The 19,109-nt window shown below is 37.9% G+C and carries 19 protein-coding genes; 1 reads left to right on the plus strand and 18 read right to left on the minus strand.

The genetic code is table 11. The annotated features are described in order from the left end of the window. Window positions 1-485: 485 nt before the first annotated feature. From bioB to HMPREF9699_RS09640, 18 genes are all read right to left on the minus strand, one after another. Window positions 486-1,580: a biotin synthase BioB gene (gene bioB / locus HMPREF9699_RS09555; protein WP_002664393.1), complete on the minus strand. Its 1,095-nt coding sequence runs from the start codon at window positions 1,578-1,580 to the stop codon at window positions 486-488. A gap of 44 nt (window positions 1,581-1,624) precedes the next feature. After that, entirely contained in the window at window positions 1,625-2,671 is a 1,047-nt protein-coding gene (gene thiL, locus HMPREF9699_RS09560) for a thiamine-phosphate kinase (protein WP_002664394.1), read from the minus strand. Continuing rightward, on the minus strand, window positions 2,671-3,198 hold the full coding sequence (locus tag HMPREF9699_RS09565; RefSeq protein WP_002664395.1) for an acyl-CoA thioesterase: 528 nt from the start codon (window positions 3,196-3,198) through the stop codon (window positions 2,671-2,673). The genes thiL and HMPREF9699_RS09565 overlap by 1 nt, the downstream gene beginning before the upstream one ends. Before the next feature lie 35 nt (window positions 3,199-3,233). Beyond that, window positions 3,234-4,376, minus strand: coding sequence for a porin (locus HMPREF9699_RS09570; protein ID WP_002664396.1), 1,143 nt, complete (start codon window positions 4,374-4,376; stop codon window positions 3,234-3,236). Window positions 4,377-4,705: 329 nt separating this feature from the next. Further along, window positions 4,706-5,404 (minus strand): hydrogenase nickel incorporation protein HypB, encoded by a 699-nt coding sequence (gene hypB / locus HMPREF9699_RS09575; RefSeq protein ID WP_115599280.1) that lies wholly within the window; start codon window positions 5,402-5,404, stop codon window positions 4,706-4,708. A 121-nt stretch (window positions 5,405-5,525) separates the two neighbouring features. Further along, window positions 5,526-5,867: a hydrogenase maturation nickel metallochaperone HypA/HybF gene (locus HMPREF9699_RS09580; protein ID WP_002664398.1), complete on the minus strand. Its 342-nt coding sequence runs from the start codon at window positions 5,865-5,867 to the stop codon at window positions 5,526-5,528. 11 nt (window positions 5,868-5,878) lie between these two features. Further along, window positions 5,879-6,874, minus strand: coding sequence for an urease accessory protein UreD (locus tag HMPREF9699_RS09585; RefSeq protein ID WP_002664399.1), 996 nt, complete (start codon window positions 6,872-6,874; stop codon window positions 5,879-5,881). 3 nt (window positions 6,875-6,877) lie between these two features. After that, window positions 6,878-7,489, minus strand: coding sequence for an urease accessory protein UreG (ureG, locus tag HMPREF9699_RS09590; RefSeq protein WP_002664400.1), 612 nt, complete (start codon window positions 7,487-7,489; stop codon window positions 6,878-6,880). A gap of 30 nt (window positions 7,490-7,519) precedes the next feature. Next, the gene (locus HMPREF9699_RS09595) at window positions 7,520-8,206 is read right to left on the minus strand and encodes an urease accessory protein UreF (RefSeq protein ID WP_002664401.1); all 687 of its coding nucleotides are present in this window, start codon (window positions 8,204-8,206) and stop codon (window positions 7,520-7,522) included. A gap of 6 nt (window positions 8,207-8,212) precedes the next feature. Then, entirely contained in the window at window positions 8,213-8,659 is a 447-nt protein-coding gene (locus tag HMPREF9699_RS09600; RefSeq protein ID WP_002664402.1) for an urease accessory protein UreE, read from the minus strand. Between the two features lie 113 nt (window positions 8,660-8,772). Next, complete coding sequence (locus tag HMPREF9699_RS09605) at window positions 8,773-9,903, minus strand: hypothetical protein (RefSeq protein ID WP_002664403.1); 1,131 nt, start codon at window positions 9,901-9,903, stop codon at window positions 8,773-8,775. Window positions 9,904-10,005: 102 nt separating this feature from the next. Continuing rightward, window positions 10,006-11,778: an urease subunit alpha gene (gene ureC, locus HMPREF9699_RS09610; RefSeq protein ID WP_051008223.1), complete on the minus strand. Its 1,773-nt coding sequence runs from the start codon at window positions 11,776-11,778 to the stop codon at window positions 10,006-10,008. 161 nt (window positions 11,779-11,939) lie between these two features. Then, complete coding sequence (gene ureB, locus HMPREF9699_RS09615; protein ID WP_002664405.1) at window positions 11,940-12,344, minus strand: urease subunit beta; 405 nt, start codon at window positions 12,342-12,344, stop codon at window positions 11,940-11,942. Next, window positions 12,344-12,649 carry an urease subunit gamma gene (gene ureA, locus HMPREF9699_RS09620; RefSeq protein ID WP_002664406.1) on the minus strand — a complete coding sequence of 102 codons (306 nt, stop codon included), beginning with the start codon at window positions 12,647-12,649 and terminating at the stop codon, window positions 12,344-12,346. Before ureA ends, ureB begins: the two co-directional genes overlap by 1 nt. A 302-nt stretch (window positions 12,650-12,951) precedes the next feature. Further along, entirely contained in the window at window positions 12,952-13,953 is a 1,002-nt protein-coding gene (locus tag HMPREF9699_RS09625; protein ID WP_002664407.1) for a cation diffusion facilitator family transporter, read from the minus strand. A 45-nt stretch (window positions 13,954-13,998) separates the two neighbouring features. Further along, window positions 13,999-15,642 (minus strand): MBOAT family O-acyltransferase, encoded by a 1,644-nt coding sequence (locus HMPREF9699_RS09630; protein ID WP_002664408.1) that lies wholly within the window; start codon window positions 15,640-15,642, stop codon window positions 13,999-14,001. A 9-nt stretch (window positions 15,643-15,651) separates the two neighbouring features. After that, entirely contained in the window at window positions 15,652-16,983 is a 1,332-nt protein-coding gene (locus HMPREF9699_RS09635) for an SGNH/GDSL hydrolase family protein (protein WP_002664409.1), read from the minus strand. 13 nt (window positions 16,984-16,996) lie between these two features. After that, window positions 16,997-17,446 (minus strand): glucosaminidase domain-containing protein, encoded by a 450-nt coding sequence (locus HMPREF9699_RS09640; RefSeq protein WP_002664410.1) that lies wholly within the window; start codon window positions 17,444-17,446, stop codon window positions 16,997-16,999. A 341-nt stretch (window positions 17,447-17,787) separates the two neighbouring features. On the opposite strand from HMPREF9699_RS09640, the gene HMPREF9699_RS09645 reads away from it, so the two are divergent. Further along, window positions 17,788-19,074 carry a citrate synthase gene (locus tag HMPREF9699_RS09645; protein ID WP_002664411.1) on the plus strand — a complete coding sequence of 429 codons (1,287 nt, stop codon included), beginning with the start codon at window positions 17,788-17,790 and terminating at the stop codon, window positions 19,072-19,074. The last annotated feature ends 35 nt before the right edge of the window (window positions 19,075-19,109 follow it).

A 19,109-nucleotide genomic window follows, 5' to 3' on the forward strand; every position in this document is an offset into this window, starting at 1 on the left:
CAAATTTTTGGCCCACTTTTTTTCAGTATTTTTATATGTATTGATTGTGTGTAACATAACGAGGCAAAGATAGATAAAGTTTTCTAATACACAAAAAGTTTTTTATAAGTTAATTTTAGATGTTGGAGATTAGAGATTGTATAATGTACAAAGTAGAATGTATAATGATTTTAATAATTAGAAGTTAGAAATTAGAATTTGGAAGTTAGAAAGCTAAAAGGCTAAAAAGTTAGAAGCTAGTTCGCCAACCGCCAGTCGCTCAAATCTTACTGCATGTAGGACCCCAGCGGGGTCAAATGTATATAGCAACAGCCACCGTTTTGTTATTCGACCCCGAAGGGGTCGTATGTTATACACAATCATATCCCATGCTATAAACACATGACCTCTACGAGGCCAAAGCTTATCAATAAAACAATTTACCAAAGTAACAACCTTTTGTTCATTACTTTGGCAAAGCATTCAGTCCAGTAAAAAAACACCAATTATTTAGATGATGCTTTAAAGCGTTTTCCTCTTTCTTTGGCGGCTTCATTTCGCTCGATGGTATGTTCCGGTCTAGTCCATTTAGGATTTTCTCCCAGTGGCTGGTATTGTGCATTTTCCTTTTCCACTACTTCTCTTTTAGGGTGCTTTTCAAAAGGCGATTGTGGAATAATTCCTAATAAATCAAAAAGTTTTTTATCCTCGTTCACATCAGGGTTTGGAGTGGTAAGGAGCTTATCTCCTGCAAAAATAGAATTCGCCCCTGCAAAGAAGCATAATGTTTGTCCTTCCTTAGAAAATTCTGTTCTTCCTGCGGATAGTCTTACTTGGGTTTTAGGCAATACAATTCTCGCCGTGGCGACCATGCGTACAAATTCAAAAATATTTACAGGTTCCTCCTCTTCCATAGGAGTTCCTTCTACTGCTACCAGTGCATTAATGGGGACAGATTCAGGCTGAGGCGTCATATTGGCTAATACTTTCAGCATACCACAGCGGTCTTCTACGCTTTCTCCCATACCGATAATCCCTCCTGAACAAAGGGTAATAGAAGTTTTTCTCACATTATCTATGGTCTCTAATCTATCTTCGAAAGCACGAGTAGAAATCACTTCTTTATAATATTCTTCGGAGCTATCAATATTATGATTATAGGCATAAAGCCCCGCCTCTTCCAGTCTTTTGGCTTGATTCTCTGTAAGCATTCCCAGTGTACAGCATACCTCCATATCCAGTTTGGTAACTTCTCTTACCATGTCTAGCACTTGGTCAAACTCGGGTCCATCTTTTACATTTCTCCACGCTGCCCCAAGGCATACTCTAGAAATCCCGTTAGACTTTGCTCTCAGTGCCTGTGCTTTTACCTGATGAACAGGGAGCAAATCATGAATTTTCACTTCGGTATGATATCTTGCTGCCTGAGGACAATAGCCACAATCTTCTGGGCATCCACCTGTTTTTACAGAAATGAGTGAAGATACCTGAATTTTATTCGGGTCATGATGTTCACGATGCACAGTGGCAGCCTGATAAAGTAAATCAAAAAAAGGCTGATGATAGATGGCTAAAATTTCTTCTGTAGTCCAAGTTTTCATTGTTTAAATTGGTTTGAATTGCTATAGTTTATTTTTTTATTATTTTAAAAATGTTTCCATCCTTGTGCTGTAATTTCAGAGAGTTCATTGCTTCCACGCAGCACCATATAATTGCCTTGTTCTTTATCCACGGCATGTCCTATGACGGTAAAATCAGGATGGTTTTTAATTTTCTCAAAATCACTTGGCGAAATGGTAAAAAGCAGTTCATAATCTTCTCCTCCCGATAATGCCGCCATAACGGGGTTCATATTCAGTTCTTCCGCCGTAGTGATGGTCAGAGAATCCATTGGGATTTTCTCTTCGTACAGGCGAAAACCTACCTCGCTATTTTTAGAAAGATGAAGAATTTCCGATGCCAAACCATCCGAAATATCCATCATAGCGGTAGGGGTAATATGGAGTTCTTTAAGAATAGAAGCTACATCAGTTCTGGCCTCAGGTTTGAGCTGGCGTTCGAGGATATAATCATACCCTTCCATCTCGGGCTGCATATTCGGGTTGGCCAAGAAAACAGAATGCTCTCTTTCCAAAATCTGAAGCCCCATATAGGCTGCCCCTAAATCACCCGTTACCACCAATAAATCATTGGGTTTTGCACCTTTTCTTTGTATAATGTTTTCAGGCGATGCCCATCCGATGGCGGTAATAGAAATCATCAGTCCCGAAGTAGAGCTGGTGGTATCCCCTCCTACCAAATCTACCTCATAGTGTTTGCAAGCCAAAGAAATCCCTTGATAAATTTCTTCCAAAGCCTCCACAGGAAACCGATTGGATACCGCTAAAGACACCAAAATCTGAGTAGGAGTAGCATTCATGGCAGCTATATCACTCAGATTCACCACTACGGATTTATAGCCCAAATGTTTCAGTGGCACATAGCCTAAATTAAAGTGTACCCCCTCTACCAAAACATCCGTAGAAACCACTATCTTCTGTTGGTCTTGTGGTACGATTACAGCTGCATCATCCCCCACCGCCAATTCCGTAGAAGCCTGACGAATAGGGAAGTTTTGGGTAAGATGATGAATCAGCCCGAACTCTCCTAGCTGGGCAATAGGTGTAAGATTTTGAGCTTTATTTTCAAACATTATGGTCTAAGATTTATTTTGGTCCACTTTTTTTCTTCAAAAACTTTCGGGTCTATATTCTCCGCTCTGAAAGGGAGTGCCTTGATATCTTCTCGGGTAAAAATCTTAGTATCTGCAGTTTTAAACTGATTCATTACCTCTACTATATCATCAGGTGGCGTGGTAGATTTTCTCAGCATCATATCTATCCATACCCCGAAAGCCTCCGCAGTAGCACAGTGGGTACCATCTGGAAGATAAAATTTATGTAAAAACTGATAGATACTGCCGTCTTCTGCAAATCCATCAATTTCCAGGCTGACAAATACTTCTTGCCCCATATAAATTTCCTTAAAAAAAGAATATTTTTCGTGGAGAATTACAGGACCTATCCCCCATCTATTAAGCTCTCTAAGTCCCATTTTATGCTTGGTCATAAATGCCATTCTCGTTTGGGCACAGTACTGTACATAAGAGGAGTTTGCCAAGTGTCTATTGGCATCTAAATCATTCCACCTTACTTCGAATTTATGATAATAAACTGACATTTTTTTTTGCTTTTTCTGATTATTTCTTTCTGTTACTACAAGGCATTCACAAACCACAACGCTCCGATGGCAAACATACCATGGTTCTGCTGAGGATATGAAGTATGTAACGGTTTTTTATAAGTATTGGTACGATAAGCGTAGTAAGTAAAGAGTTTGAAATTTTGACGCTCAAACGGCTTAAATTCTAAGCCAAGAAGATTCAGAGTTCTCTGGTTCATCTCATTACCTAGGGCTAAGGTGTTATCCTTGCTGTTCATTCGCTCATATACGCTTTTCCCTGTGATATACCACTTTGGGGTGATAGCATAATCCAGCCTTAGTGCTACCGACTGAAACTGTACATTTTTTGCAAATTGGTGTACATAAGTGGGGTCTAATGTCTGCTGATAAGCGTTCAGTTCTTCTGAAATTACATTAAAGTGGTCTATGGCATTTTGGCTGTGCTGGAGGTCTAAATAACCACTGAACTTGTCCAATGTCCATTTATTCCCCAAAGCGATTTTATAATCTTGCTTCCCTTTCGCCACTTGCGAAGTAGTAAAAGAGTAGAAAGTGTGAAATTTCTTATCCCAAAAACTCCCTTTCCACGCAAAATTCACTCCCAAAGGCAATTTGCTCTGCTCTAATCCCAATGGCTTATAGCCCGTGTCTTCTACCAATTTAGAAAAAGTCTGGCTATGGGTATTGTATGCCTGAATGTGGAAACTATTGTTATCATCTGCATTATAAGAAACCATAGCCGCTACAGGGAAAAGGTTCTGCTGACGGTTCACATAGTCAGAATACTGGTACTCAAAAGTAGGATTATCATAAAATTCCCAACTGCCGTAGTGATTAATCTGCTTCCCTACCATAGTACTCCACTTATAGCCCTCCCCGAATTTATAATTCACATAGGCGTGGTCAAGTGCCGAAGTAGCATTGTTCAGCGTTCCTGCCGGACTATTTCTATTGAGCCTATATCTTATACGGTATTCCAGCTGTTCGCCTACATTTCCTCTTACCTCAAAACGGGCTTCATTTGCCTTCATTCCCCCTTGTCCGTTCTCAGGAATTTCAAGAGAAGAACGGAGGTATAAATTAATATCTACATTCTTTCCTATTTCTTCTAAAGTCTGGGCAAAACCAGCGTAGGAAATTCCAAATAGTGATAAGGTTAAAAATATCTTTTTCATATTGATTTCTAATTTTTCCAATAGATATTAAGCAATTTTTCTTTCTTTTTTATTTTCAAATAATTAGGTTCAATATTCCCCAAGGTGTAGGAGACCTCCCTACAAGTGTAGGAACACTTCCCCAAGGTGTAGGAGACCTCCCTACAAGTATAGGAACACTTCCCCAAAGTGTAGGAAACCTCCCTACAAGTGTAGGAACACTTCCCCAAAGTGTAGGAAACCTCCCTACAAGTGTAGGAACACTTCCCCAAGGTGTAGGAGACCTCCCTACAGATATTTTTTAGTTTTGATGCTTTTACAAAGCACTCAAAGAGGATAAAAGGAGCTGATTATCCGTTTCTTTTTTTATCCAATTGTTTTTTCAGCCAATCGCACCACTCATCGAGTCCATCACCTTTGAGGGTACTGATGCTGATGACTTCCAAATCAGGGTTTACTTCTCTGGCATCTTTGGTAACGGCGTCCACAGAGAAAGGCACATAAGGCAATAAATCTGCCTTGGAAACGAGCATGAGTTCGCTGGTTAGGAACATTCTCGGGTACTTTTTCGGTTTGTCATCTCCTTCGGTAGAAGCCAAAAGGGTAACTCTGGCATCTTCACCGAGGTCAAAAGCCGATGGACAAAGTAAATTCCCTACATTTTCAATGAAAAGAATATCCGTACCTTCTAGGTCTATATGGTCTAATGCCTGAAGGACCATTTGTGCCTCAATGTGGCACATGCCCCCCGTTACGATTTGCAAGGCATTGAGTCCTGCATCTTTCAGCCTTACGGCATCTCTTTCCGTTTCGGGGTCGCCCACGAGTACGGCAAGGTTTAGCTCTTTGCCTAGTCTTCGTCCTGTTTCTTGGAGCAAAGTAGTCTTTCCACTCCCTGGGGACGAACAAATATTTACCACCAAGAGGTGAGGCAGCCGTTCTCTGATGGCTTTCGCTACAAAATCATTGGCTTTTAAAAGATTGAGTGTGGTATTATCACATTGCACCGAACCTACGGGCATTTGGTTACTTTTGGGTTTCATTGTCATGATATTATTATTTAATTTAAAAGATTTAAAGATTAAATGATTCAAAGATTAAATAATTAAAGCTTCGCATTTCTTGCGCGTGGTATTTTTTATTTTTTTAAATCTTTCACAATTTTATTTCTTAAAAAAACGCTACGCTGCTGATTCTTAGTTCTTCGCCTTGCACGATGTCTCGAGATGGAGTATCGCATTTAGGGCAAACAAATTTATGCAATTTTACTTCAAAATCTTCATCGCAGTTTTTACAATGGGCAATGATGGGTAAAAGTACCACTTGTAAATCAATATTATCCAGCTTAGGATCTTCCATACGCAAGGCCTCAAAGGCATTCTGAATCAGGATGGGCTGTACATTGCACAGGAGTCCTGCTTCTATCTTTACGGTAGAAATTTCGGAAAAGCGGTCTTTATAATGCTCCTCCAAATTTTGGATAATATCTCTTACTATGGAAACTTCGTGCATCGGTGTTATTTTTAGGTTTTCTTTTTCTTCTTAGTAACTTTGGAAGATTTTTTAGCGGTATTCTTTGTTTTCGCTGTAGTTTTCTTTGGTTCGGATGCCAGAATTTCCTTGGGTTCTTCTTGGGTTTCTACCAAATTTTGCTCTTCTTTTTCCGCTTCACTGGCTGTTTCTTGAGCTTTTTGGTCTTGTTTCTCTTTGTATTCTATAAAGCTCCACGCCATATTCCCGATGTTCATGAGCCAATCATGAATGCCATCTCCGCTATTGCTCATGATTCTAATCATCAGGGCATTTTCGGCACATTGGGTAAATCCGTAGTCCGAATCGGTGAACTGTTCTAAAAGAATTTCGTCCAGCTCTTTCTTAAAATCATCGGCATATTTACTGATGATAAGTAGGGTCCCTTGATGGGTATAGCCTTCAAAAAATAGGAGTTCTTCCACAGGCTGTGTTTCGGGTTCTATTTTTTGATTGTCGAACAAAATGAGTTTTTCGTCCACAAACACCTTGGTCTGTGTATGATAGGACTTTAGTGCAAATCTTTCCCCTGAATGGATACGCCCTCCACTGATGATGTCTCCCCAAATGAGGTGCGATGTTTTTTTGAGGTGAATATTGTTTTTTGCCAAGAAAATAGAATTGGCATACGGAATGGTAGGGTGCGGAATGTACTGTAATTTCGCATGGTCTTCCAGCAGATAATCACAAGTTTGTACAGCGGGTTTTCCGTGCGGCATCTGATGAATTTTGTTATACGACTGGGTATAGAATTTCATTGCCGCTCCTTCCTTACAATGGACTTTCAGATTCAGTAAATCTCCCTCCATAATCCCTGGCGAAGCACTCATGAGAATCATCTCCAGATAATCCGTAAATAGCGGATTTCCGTAGTGGGTAAGTTTATAGGGAATGTCAAAATAGCGGTCATCCAAATAGGTTTTCTCGCCTTCTCTTCGGCAAGAAAGCTGGATAAGGCTATTGAGCGAATTGTCCTTATTGATATTCATTTTTTATTGTTCTAAGAGTGCATATTTCTTAATCCAAGCGATGACCTCGTCCAGTCCTTTTTTGGTTTTAAGATTGGTTTTGATGAAAGGTTTTTCGCCTCTCATTCGCTTGGCATCGGCTTCCATCACTTCCAGACTCGCCCCTACATACGGTGCTAAATCTATTTTATTAATGAGCAATAAATCCGAACGCGTGATGCCTGGCCCACCTTTTCTTGGGATTTTCTCTCCCTCTGCCACATCGATTACAAAGATGGTAAGGTCTGCCAAATCAGGTGAGAAAGTAGCTGCCAAATTATCACCACCACTTTCAATAAAAACGAGTTCTATATCGGGATGCTGATTCACCAAATCTTCCACCGCCTCTAAGTTCATAGAAGCGTCCTCACGAATAGCGGTATGGGGACATCCTCCAGTTTCCACCCCACGAATTCTGCTTTCAGGCAGGTTAGAGTTTTTAATCATAAACTGAGCGTCTTCTTTAGTATAGATGTCATTGGTAACTACACCGATGCTATACTGTTCACTCATAATTCTGGTAAGGGCTTCTATAAGGGCGGTTTTCCCAGAGCCTACAGGCCCTGCAACGCCTATTTTTACATATGTTTTTTCCATAATATTCTAATAATTAAAATGTTTTCAAAGTTACGAAATATAAATTCTCGTATAGAGTTTTTCGTGTTGCATACAGCGGATTTCTTGTCCTATACAGCACATGCCCAGCTCGTCTTCGGTGATGGTATCTTGCTTGGCGACCAGTTCTTCAATAAGCGGCTGGAGTTCGAACAAAATTTTCTGTCCGTGTATTTGGCTAATAGGTACTGCTTTGGCACAGTTGGTAACAATTCCGTTGAGGGTGTTGTAATAAAACGCCGTGAGTGCATCTTCTCTGCTAATCCCCGAAAGCAACGCATACAGACCAAAAGCTAAAGGATAATGCCCTGTAAGTGTCCCTTTTTGGATGGCATCTAGGTATTTGGCACAAAAATCATGCGGTTTCAGTTCTTGAGCCGTTTTCAGAAATCGGATGCTCAGTTTTCGGCTGGCGTCACGAATTTCGTAAGGGGCTTTGAGGGCGGTAACCAATTGGTCTAATTCCTCCAATTTTTTCCAAACTTTTCTTTTAGAAAAATCTTTATACACTTGGTTAAGGAAAGCTGCATCATTATAAAACACGCTGTATTTGAGCATATTTTCAGCGTATTTTTTAGAAGTTTCAGTATCTCTTACCAAATTTTTATTGATATAAGTCTCCAAACCATATGAATGGGTAAATCCTCCGATGGGGAACATAGAATCGTTGATTTGCAGGAGAGTGAGTAATTTTTGCATGTACAATTATCTTTTAATCTGATGGAGTGTGAGCATTTGCGTTTGCAGTAGCTTTTTGTGTTCTATAGAAGTATCGTAATTATTTCTTATGAGAAAATCATACAAAGGCACTTCGTAAGCGATGTTTACAGACTGATTTTCATCGATATAAATAGGCAAGTGCATATTTCCTATCTCGAAACACACGATGCCCATTTCCGTCATATTCCTCGGGCGAACCACGATACAATCACAGGGCTTGATTTCAACCGATACAAAAATTTTATCATCATGATACAGTACATCTCCATCTTGTAAAGGCGTACGGTTGTTTTTCTTTATTCCGATTTCGAGTCCCAAATCGGTTTTTCGTCTGATGATGGTTTTTGCTGCTTCGTACCATTCAATTTCAAGGGTATGCTTTTGCAAACCTTGGGTATCTACGCTGGGACAAACTTCGTGTACAAGAATCATTCTTTATTGTTGTTTAGTTTTAAAATCCTTGAGGCACTTTGTCAAAGTTTTAAGACTTTGACAAAGTGTTCATTAAATCAAAATCACCTTTTTTTATCTGTTTTCCTTAAAAGTTACCTTTGTGGGCTGAATGTGCCATACATTATTTTCTTAATCTCCTCTACATTTATTTCGTCTGATGATTTTACTTTTTTGGAAAAAATTGCTCTCGTTGCTGTATAACATTGTAATAAGTAACCGCCTTCCGAAAGCGATAGCACTTTACAGCCCTCTTCTGCTATTCCTTCTCCATTGTACAGCATATAGAATAGTATTTCAGTTTGTTCAATTTTATTAAATTTTTCTCCAAATTCTTCTAAATCAGCCAAACCTTTTTCTTGAATTATTTGAACCAATTCATTAAAAAACGCTTCAATAGTTTTTGAAGTTCTTATTGGAAGATGGTTCGACAATGTGGTAATAGTTCCATCTTTACTGTAATTCCCGTCCTGTGGTAATAGAAAATTTTCTTGTTTTACAATGCCATTTTCTACATAATAAATCGAAAAAGAATGGGGAGTTCCTTCGGTAACAGTTAAAAATCTATCAGTAGCCTCCTTATCTGCAGATTTTATGTATATCCAATTGTCTTTCTTTTTGACAATCCATTTTTCATTCTCCTTAACAGCGGAAACACGAATCGTTTGGTTGTGATATTCAAAAATTAGCCTATTTGCGTAATGTATTCCAAAAACATCCAAAAATACCTTTTGAGGTTTAAAATCTTTATAGATTACTATAGGAACAGCAATGCCAGATTTTTCTTTATAAGGAGGATAAATTACGCTCCCATTTTTAGGTTTCCCATTTTCAAAAATGGTTTCCTGATTAAATTCCTCTATATGCTCTGAAAAATTTTCACCTTTGGCTTCTTTTTCCCACATTTCTTTCAGAAAATCAGACGAATATTGTTTTTTGAGTATTCCTTTTTCGTAGTATTGATAGTAGGAATACATATCCTCAAACTCTTTATCTTCTACAAAAAAATATCCTTCATAAGGCTTTCCGTCTTTGTAAATGCCTTTGTACACTTTTTGAATGTTATTCTTTATTTTAGGCATAGAGGTCTCTACGCTTATAGGAATATTTTCTTTATTGTAAATGATTTTCACATTTTCTGTATTTTCCTGAGCGTAACCACCAATTCCCACCAATGAAAACAAGAGTGCAAAGAGACAATGATAGGGACGAATGAAATAAGACATCTTAGTATATGATTAAGAAGATTAAAATATCTATTTTTTATGAAACAAATGGTGATATTGCTATCACCATTTATTTTTTATAGATAAAAACTTTCGTTCTCTTTAGAACAATAAATAGCGTTGTGCCATTGGTAGAACATCTAGCGGTTCACAAGTTGCTTTTTGCCCATCGATAAGCACCTCATAAGTTTCTGGGTCGATATCAATTTTCGGCATTGCATTATTATGAATCAAATCTTTCTTACGCACCGTTCTACAACCTTTTACTGGTAAGCAACCTTTACTTAAACCATAAGAAGCAATGGTTCCGCTCTCTATGGAAATTTGTGAAACGAAATTGAACGAAGTTTGCGTAAGTGCCTTACCTAAAGAAGCAAACGATTTACGATAGATAATCGGTTGTGGAGTAGGAATGGAGGCATTTGGATCACCCATTTTAGAGCCTACAATCATTCCTGCCTTGTAGATAATTTCTGGCTTCACACCGAACATTTCCGGCTTCCAAATCACTAAGTCGGCAATCTTACCTACTTCAATAGAGCCTATGTATTCTGCAATACCATGCGCCAATGCAGGGTTAATGGTATATTTGGACACATATCTTTTCACACGGTAGTTATCATTGTCTTTTCCTTTTTCCTCTGGCAATCCTCCTCTTTGGATTTTCATTTTATGAGCCGTTTGCCAAGTTCTGGTAATTACTTCCCCTATTCTTCCCATTGCCTGAGAGTCAGAACTCATGATGGATAACGCTCCCATATCTTGTAAAATGTCTTCTGCTGCAATGGTAGAAGGACGGATACGAGAATCTGCAAACGCTAAATCGGTTTTAGAATTTTTATCCAAGTGGTGACACACGATAAGCATATCCAAATGTTCGGCTGCTGTATTGATGGTATAAGGTTTAGTAGGGTTCGTAGATGCAGGAATTACATTCGGATACTGAGCAATCTTCATAATATCTGGAGCGTGTCCTCCACCTGCACCCTCGGTGTGGAAAGAGTGGATTACTCTATCGCCAATGGCTTTTACAGTATCTTCAAGATATCCTGCTTCGTTTAGCGTATCGGAGTGGATGGCTACTTGCACATCGTATTTATCGGCTACGCTAAGTGCCATATCTATTGTAGCAGGTGTAGTCCCCCAGTCTTCATGGATTTTAGTACCACAAGCTCCTGCTTTAATCATTTCTGCCTGTGCCTCAAAATTAGTCGCATTTCCCTTTCCGAAAAAAGCGGTATTAATAGGCATTCCCTCGGAAGACTCTAGCATTCTGCGGATAAAGTGTTTGCCTCCTGTTACAGTAGTTGCATTAGTACCATCATTAGGTCCTGTACCTCCTCCTACAAGCGTGGTAATACCACTATATAGCGCTGTCTCCACCAGCTCTGGGCAGATGTAGTGGATGTGTGTATCTATACCTCCAGCTGTTACAATGTATCCCCAAGCACCATGTACTTCCGTTGCAGGACCTATAATCATTCCTGGAGTTACACCATCTTGTGTATCTGGGTTACCTGCTTTACCAATACCTACGATTTTACCGTCTTTGATACCGATATCGGCTTTTACTATTCCCCAGTGGTCCACAATAGTAGCCCCCAATAAGCACATATCCAAACAGTCTTTATCTAATACCGATGCTGACTGTCCCATACCGTCACGGATAGTTTTACCACCACCGAATTTATTTTCTTCTCCGTAAGTCTGGAAGTCTTTTTCTATTTCTATGAAAAGCTCTGTATCTGCCAATCGGATTTTATCTCCCGTAGTTGCCCCGAAAAGGCTGGCGTACAGTTCTCTTTTCACATAGAGGTCTCCATTTTCTACGCGTACATCATTGGCATTTTGTGCCAAAATGGGACTGATGCCCATAAGAGAAACTCCAGCAGTGGCTACCCCTACTACCTTAATAAAATCTCTACGAGACCATCCTCCTTCTTCTCCCGATGCATTATTCTTTTGTGCATCGAGTTCATTATTTTGGTTTTCTACATTTTTGTTTGACATAATTATTTTTCTTTGAAGTTAAAAAGTTACAAGAAGCCTAGTTCTTTGGCTTTTGCTACGGCTGCTGCTTTATTTTCCTCAGAAAGTGGTCCGTTTACTAGATTATTATGTCCATAAACGATTTTTTCACCTCCTATTTCCACGAGGTTTACTTTTTTACTCTCTCCTGGTTCAAAACGCACTGCCGTACTTGCAGGGATGTTCAGACGCATACCATACGCTTCCTCTCTATTAAACTGTAATTTCTTGTTTACTTCAAAGAAATGATAGTGAGAACCTACCTGAATAGGTCTATCTCCTACATTTTTTACTTCTATAGCAACTGTTTTCTTCCCAATATTACAAGCGATATCTTGTTTTTTCAGGATAATTTGCCCTGGAATTAATCCCGTTTTGGCACCTTTAGCGCCTACTTTATTTGTTTTATTCATTATTTTATTGGATCATGAATGGTTACTAGCTTATTTCCATCAGGGAACAAGCATTCAATTTGTACCTCGTGAATCATCTCAGGGACACCTTCCATCACTTGATTTCTGGTTAGTAATTTTGTTCCCCATTCCATCATTTCGGCAACGGTCATTTTACCATCTCTTGCGGCTTCCATCAGTTCGCTCGAAATGTAGGCTATACACTCTGGGTAATTTAGCTTTACCCCTCTTTTCAGTCTTTTCGCAGCAAGCTCCCCCGCCTGATGCAAAAGTAACTTTTCAATTTCTCTTGGTGTAAGTCTCATATTCTAAGTTCTATTTATTTTAATTCTTTATTCTTTTTTTCATCTTTCTACAGCTCTCTCAAATATTTATTTCAAAAGGTCTATCAGAATATAAATTCTATTTAGCCTTATAAGAGATAAAATTATTATGAAATAAAAATGGATTTTCACTTATGTTCAAATATAAATCCTTTTAAGAAAAGAACTATATTTCAAATAATTAATCCATGAATCCGCAAAACTAAGAAAAATTCTCTGAATGAAATACCTTACCAGTATAATTTATTTATTCTAAATAAAAATAATGCCATTTTGTAAATTGATTAGGCTCTATGTTTGTCGCTTTGAGCAATCCTTTCAGGCGACCATTCTACCTTTTGCACAAAAGTTTTCTCTCTTTTAGGACAGTTTTCCATTAAACAAATTTCACATGAAAAAGGTTTACAATCATCCATGTGAAAATTAAACTCCACTGCTCTATCCAAATGATGGGCTATGGTAACAATCAATTCTTCCATCTGAGCATGTGCATCTTTCAAACTATAGTAGTAAGGCAAAGTTACATGACCATCTATATGCAGCTTACTCCCATATTGCTGAATTTTAACATTATGCACATCTATCCAAGTAGCTTTCCTATATTGAATCAGAATCTGAGAGATTTTCTCTAAAAGAGACGCATCGGCCTCATCCATAATACCACTGAGTGATTTTCTAATGATTTTGTATCCCACAAAAATGATATACCAACCAAACAAGATAGATACCACCGCATCCAGCCATTGCCATCGGGTAAAATGAACAATAATCAAACTCAGTACTACCCCTACAGTAGTCCATGTATCACTCTGAAGATGCTTGCCCGATGCCTGCAAAACCAATGAATTCTCTTTCAGTCCCTTGTGATAAGAAAAATAACCAAGCACATAATTCAGTACTGCTGTAGCAAAAACAATGCCTATTCCCCAATCTATCTTCTGAATATTATTTCCATGAACCAGAGAGTTAATTGCTTCTACCCCTATCAGTACCCCAGCAAAAATAATCATTGCTCCTTCTATCCCTGAAGTAACAAATTCTACTTTTCCATGTCCATAAGGGTGATCATCGTCTTTAGGTTTTGAGGCAAGATAGAGGGAGTACAACCCCATGAATGCAGCTATGATATTCACAATACTTTCCATAGCATCGGAAAAAATAGCATCGGAATGGGTAAGCTGCCAAGCCAATAACTTCGCTAAGAAAAGAAAAATCCCTATCCCTGCTATCCATCCTTGAAACTGGAAATTAGCATTGCTCACCGCTGTTTTTGAAATATTCCCCATGTACAAACAAAGGTAATAAATATTATTTCATTTTACTCCCACCATCTAAAACTGTAGATAGATAGGCATTACTTGTTCGGATGACTTAAACATACCATAGACCAGCAAGAAAACAAAAAAAGCTACTATATAAGCCACCAATGGAATGGCACCCATTTTTGCAATCACTCTATCCGCTAAATTATCTGGAATCAAATGAAGTGCCCCTGCAATGACAATCATCCATACTACCGCATAATAATTGTCATAAAAAGGTTTAAATAGTGTCCAATCAAAATTATAGGCGATTTGATTAAGCATGGTCATTGCAGTTTCAAAATCTTCTGCCTTAAAGAATACCCAGCCAAAACATACGAAATGAAAGGTAAATATACCCATCACTATTTTATAAGCTGTACTCTTATTCATAAAAGCCAATCTTTTACCCGTAATTAACATCCATATTTTATGAATCCCCAAACCTATTCCATGAATAGCTCCCCAAATAATAAAATTCCAACTGGCACCATGCCAAAAACCACCAAGTAACATAGTAGTGAGCAAATTAAAATTAGCAGCTATTCCCATAGTATTTTTGGTAATGATGGCAGGAATTAAGAAAATAATAAGTAATACCGCTGTAATAACGGAAGCCCACAGCGTGCTTAAACCAAAAAGATGCGTACACATCATGAATGCCCCTACTAAAAAACTCCCTACAAAAATAAAAGAAGCTACAGAAAACTTCCTATTTCCTCCCAATGGAATGTACAAGTAATCTTTCAACCAAGTGGAAAGTGAAATATGCCATCTTCTCCAAAATTCAGTAATATTTTTACTTTGATAAGGAGACATAAAATTCGGAGGTATTTTAAATCCTAACCATAACGCAATCCCTATCGCTATCTCACTGTACCCACTAAAATCACAATAAATTACCATGGCATAACCATAGACCGCCATTAGATTTTCTACCCCTGAATACAACGAAGGGTTATCAAATACATAATCCACTAAGTTCAGCGTAATGTAGTCTGATATAATAAGTTTTTTAATCAACCCCGAAATGATGAGATAAAAACCTTTAGTAAATTCACTTTCGGTAATACGATAAGGCTGATTAATCTGAGGAACAAAATCATGTGCACGAACAATAGGCCCCATCATTAATTTTGGAAAGAATGCCAAGAACAGTAGATAGTCTGAAAATTTCTTTGCGGGTTTAAATTCTCCACGATATACATCAATGGTATAACTGAGGTTTTCAAAGGTATAAAAAGAAATTCCTATAGGAAGAATGAGATTCAGAGGATTAAATTCTGTATGAAACAGAGAATTAGATATTTCAATAAAAAAATCTGTATACTTAAAGTAGAAAAGCATTCCTAAATTAAATACAATACTCAGGACTAATAATAATTTTTTATTTACCTTGTCTTTTGTTCTGTAAATGGCATTAGATAGGAAAAAATCTACGATGGCTGAAATTATTACCAACCCTACAAACCAACCACTGGCTTTATAAAAAAAGTACAACGAAAAAGCACAAAAAAGATACCTCCTTGCCTTGTGATGATTTCTTAACAAAAAGAAAAATAATATAAAGAAGAAGAAGAAATAAACGAAAAAACCGTTATTAAAAAGCAAAGGATTCTTACTATCATACAGAAACTGCTGAAAAAAAGCGTTCCAATCAAAATTTTGTAACATATTCATCGTTTATTTTGCTTTTGGTTGATACTTTCTGTAATCTTTCATTACCGCTTTGAACAAATATTCCGCCAATACTTCTGCTCCCAAATGATTGGGGTGCGTATGGTCTTTAGCAGCCAATGCTGGCTTTTGATTCACCCAATTCACTATACTATTAGTTCCCCCCATCGTCTCAAACTGATTATAAAATGCAAAGCCATGCTCAAAAGCCAATTTCGCCTGAAGCTCTACAAGATGAGGCAGCCCCACTGCTGTCTTATACTCTCCATCATATCTAAACGCCTTATCCCCAGCACTTACAAGTAAAACATCTGAATGATTAAAAGTAGTTTTAATTTTTTTCAATGCGGGAGTTACCAATTTCTCATAATAAGAATAGTCCGTATCCTTCGCTCTAAATAATAGATTAACACCGTACTGAAGAATAACCAAATCATAAGGATTGTTTCTCTGGATAGCGTCTAAAAGATCCAAATCTAATTTATCTAGCTCTACTCCCGTAATGCCTCTGAAAGAAAAATTATCCACAAAAACACCATTTTCTGATTCAAAAGAAACTCCATAAATAGGAAGCTGCGAAGATTGAGATTTTATTTTCAGTACCGAATCTTCATCACGCATCAAAACCTTTCTGTTCACCCAATCACTTCCCTCTAAGACCACCGCCTGTCCATTTACTTCAATAGTTCCTCCTTCTGATTTTCCATAAATAATGCTTTTCTCTGTAACTGTAGGTACTGTAATAGTTTTATCCTCATAAGTTCCTCTTCCTAATCCCTTAAAAACATGCCCTGATAAATACATGTTTCTTTGGTTTTTGGTCTTAAAGCTGATATCCTCCCAGCCCGATGCACTTACAGAAGCGGTCTGTCTAAATCCACTTACTTGGGAATACATCGGCAAAAAACCCACACCACTTCCTCCGAACTCCTGCTGAAGCAGCTTTCTAAAAGTCTGAGAAATAAGGTCTCCCTCTATCATACTATCGCCCAAATAAGCAATCCTGATTTTACCTTTCCCTGTAGCCTTAAGTGCATTTAGTTTTTCTACAAAATGACTTAACGCCACGATGCTATCCCCCTGATAAAAATTGGTAATAAGATGAGGAGATTGGTAAAGATTAAAATTCTGCTGGGGCTTTTCCGCCACCACTACCGCCTGATCTTCACGCTTAGTTTCTTCATTTATTTTCTCATTTGGAAACACTTCAGAAACCAAATTCACCTTATTAAAAGCTTCAAAATTCCATCCAAAGCTAATGGATAATAACGAAAAGAAAAGGTATAAGACGAAGCATAATGAAACCAATAATACGACTTTATGGTTCTTGTTTTCCATACTGACTGATGCGTTATAATTTTTGTTGTTCTATAATGAGCTGGATTCTTCTCATCCACTCTTTAGGCTGGGTGGAATAACCCGCGGAAGCCATGGCTTTTATCCAAGCACCATAATCTTTATTTCCCTTTAAAGAAGAATAGTATTTTTTATTGGAAACCAATTCACAAAAAGCGATAAAACTTTCTTTAGAAGTAGAAAAACTCTTGTATCTTGATTTAACCACCGTGTTCTTTCCTACAATTCCGAAATGATTATTATACACCTTTGCTCCTTTACTGCTCCCACCCCCTGTTTCTACAAAAGCAATAGCAAGAATAATGGCTGGTGGTATTCCATACAAGTGGGAAAGTTCTTTCGCTAGGGAAGCGTGTGTTTCTATGTACTTATGCTGCTGTCCGAAGCTATGTACTGACAAAAACATGGTCAATAAAAAAATAAGAAAAATTCTCGTTTTTTTCATCTTAGTATTATTTTTGTTATTCATTTAATATTGAACATTTTAGCATATCATTTTCCTACCTCTTTCATTATTATTTTCTTAACCATAAGAGAGGTATTTTACATCTAAAATGAGATACAAAGTTAATATTTTTTTTTACATTGAAAATTTCCCCCTAAAACACAGGGTTCCATCCTTACCCATAACACTCAGGAAGATACACTTTATTTTACATGCTGTTCCCCTAAATTCCTTAACTACTCCTACCTCGCTCTATCATAAATAAAATTAACAAAGATTTACTATTCTATAATTTTAATATGAAATAATATTTTCGTAAATTTCGCCAAAATTTTACAAGAATGGCAGATAACAAAGTAGTCCTAAATTATGACGGACAATCTTTTGAGTACCCAATCATAGATAGTAACTTGGGAGACAGAGCAATAGACATTTCAAAATTAAGAGACCAAACGGGACTCATCACTTTAGACCTCGGTTATAAAAACACGGGAGCTACAGTGAGCGAAATCACTTACCTCGATGGAGATAAAGGAGAACTTTTCTATCGTGGCTATCCAATAGAACAAATTGCTGAAAAATCTAATTTTACTGAAGTAATGTACCTTCTTCTTCACGGAGAACTTCCTACACAAGAGGAGTACACACAATTTGAAACCAATATAAAAAAGTACAACTACATCGCTGATGAGATGAAAAAAATCTTGGATGCTTTCCCAAGATCTGCTCACCCTATGGGCGTACTTTCTTCACTCACTTCTTCCCTTACAGCGTTCAATCCTAAATCTGTAGATGTTTCTTCTAAAGAAGATTTAGACCACTCTGCAGAGCTTTTAATTGCTAAATTCGCACACTTATGTGCTTGGACTTACAGAAAAACACAAGGGTTACCTGTAAATCATGGGGATAATAAGCTGAACTATGTAGAAAATTTCTACAGAATGACTTTCCGCAATCCTTACGAAGAATTTGAAATAGACCCTGTAGTGGTAGATGCATTAGACAAGCTCCTCATTCTCCACGCAGACCATGAACAAAACTGTTCTACTTCCACAGTAAGAATGGTAGGTTCTGCACACACCGGACTTTTCGCTTCTATTTCAGCAGGAGTTTCTGCACTTTGGGGACCACTTCACGGTGGAGCGAACCAAGCTGTAATAGAGATGCTGGAAATGATAGAGGCCGATGGCGGAAATGTGGAAAAATATGTAGAAAAAGCAAAAAGCAAGGAGGACAGCTTCAGACTAATGGGCTTCGGGCATAGAGTGTATAAAAATTTTGACCCTAGAGCAAAAATCATTAAGAAAGCGGCAGATGATATCCTTAATAAATTAGGCATCCATGACAAAGCATTGGATATCGCGATGCAACTAGAAAAAGTAGCCCTAGAAGATGACTACTTCGTAAGCAAGAAGCTCTATCCGAATGTAGATTTCTATTCTGGAATCATTTACAGAGCGTTAGGTATTCCTACTGAGATGTTTACTGTAATGTTTGCCCTCGGAAGACTCCCAGGGTGGATTGCTCAGTGGAAAGAGATGCGTCTCAAAGGAGACCCTATCGGAAGACCACGCCAAGTATATAAAGGAGCAAAAGCAAGAGATTATGTTCCAATGAATGAGAGATAACATCCAATGATAATAAAGGAAATCCACCTAAAGAT

This window comes from Bergeyella zoohelcum ATCC 43767 (assembly GCF_000301075.1).
In the GTDB taxonomy this organism is placed as follows: domain Bacteria; phylum Bacteroidota; class Bacteroidia; order Flavobacteriales; family Weeksellaceae; genus Bergeyella; species Bergeyella zoohelcum.

Coding starts and splice junctions, on each gene's coding strand:
- ureC (WP_051008223.1), bottom strand. CDS start 11,778: ATGGGCATCAGTCCCATTTTGGCACAAAATGCCAATGATGTACGCGTA.
- HMPREF9699_RS09580 (WP_002664398.1), bottom strand. CDS start 5,867: ATGCACGAAGTTTCCATAGTAAGAGATATTATCCAAAATTTGGAGGAG.
- HMPREF9699_RS09565 (WP_002664395.1), bottom strand. CDS start 3,198: ATGTCAGTTTATTATCATAAATTCGAAGTAAGGTGGAATGATTTAGAT.
- HMPREF9699_RS09645 (WP_002664411.1), top strand. CDS start 17,788: ATGGCAGATAACAAAGTAGTCCTAAATTATGACGGACAATCTTTTGAG.
- bioB (WP_002664393.1), bottom strand. CDS start 1,580: ATGAAAACTTGGACTACAGAAGAAATTTTAGCCATCTATCATCAGCCT.
- HMPREF9699_RS09585 (WP_002664399.1), bottom strand. CDS start 6,874: ATGAATATCAATAAGGACAATTCGCTCAATAGCCTTATCCAGCTTTCT.
- hypB (WP_115599280.1), bottom strand. CDS start 5,404: ATGACAATGAAACCCAAAAGTAACCAAATGCCCGTAGGTTCGGTGCAA.
- HMPREF9699_RS09595 (WP_002664401.1), bottom strand. CDS start 8,206: ATGCAAAAATTACTCACTCTCCTGCAAATCAACGATTCTATGTTCCCC.
- HMPREF9699_RS09635 (WP_002664409.1), bottom strand. CDS start 16,983: ATGGAAAACAAGAACCATAAAGTCGTATTATTGGTTTCATTATGCTTC.
- HMPREF9699_RS09630 (WP_002664408.1), bottom strand. CDS start 15,642: ATGTTACAAAATTTTGATTGGAACGCTTTTTTTCAGCAGTTTCTGTAT.
- HMPREF9699_RS09605 (WP_002664403.1), bottom strand. CDS start 9,903: ATGTCTTATTTCATTCGTCCCTATCATTGTCTCTTTGCACTCTTGTTT.
- ureG (WP_002664400.1), bottom strand. CDS start 7,489: ATGGAAAAAACATATGTAAAAATAGGCGTTGCAGGGCCTGTAGGCTCT.
- HMPREF9699_RS09600 (WP_002664402.1), bottom strand. CDS start 8,659: ATGATTCTTGTACACGAAGTTTGTCCCAGCGTAGATACCCAAGGTTTG.
- ureA (WP_002664406.1), bottom strand. CDS start 12,649: ATGAGACTTACACCAAGAGAAATTGAAAAGTTACTTTTGCATCAGGCG.
- ureB (WP_002664405.1), bottom strand. CDS start 12,344: ATGAATAAAACAAATAAAGTAGGCGCTAAAGGTGCCAAAACGGGATTA.
- thiL (WP_002664394.1), bottom strand. CDS start 2,671: ATGTTTGAAAATAAAGCTCAAAATCTTACACCTATTGCCCAGCTAGGA.
- HMPREF9699_RS09640 (WP_002664410.1), bottom strand. CDS start 17,446: ATGAAAAAAACGAGAATTTTTCTTATTTTTTTATTGACCATGTTTTTG.
- HMPREF9699_RS09625 (WP_002664407.1), bottom strand. CDS start 13,953: ATGGGGAATATTTCAAAAACAGCGGTGAGCAATGCTAATTTCCAGTTT.
- HMPREF9699_RS09570 (WP_002664396.1), bottom strand. CDS start 4,376: ATGAAAAAGATATTTTTAACCTTATCACTATTTGGAATTTCCTACGCT.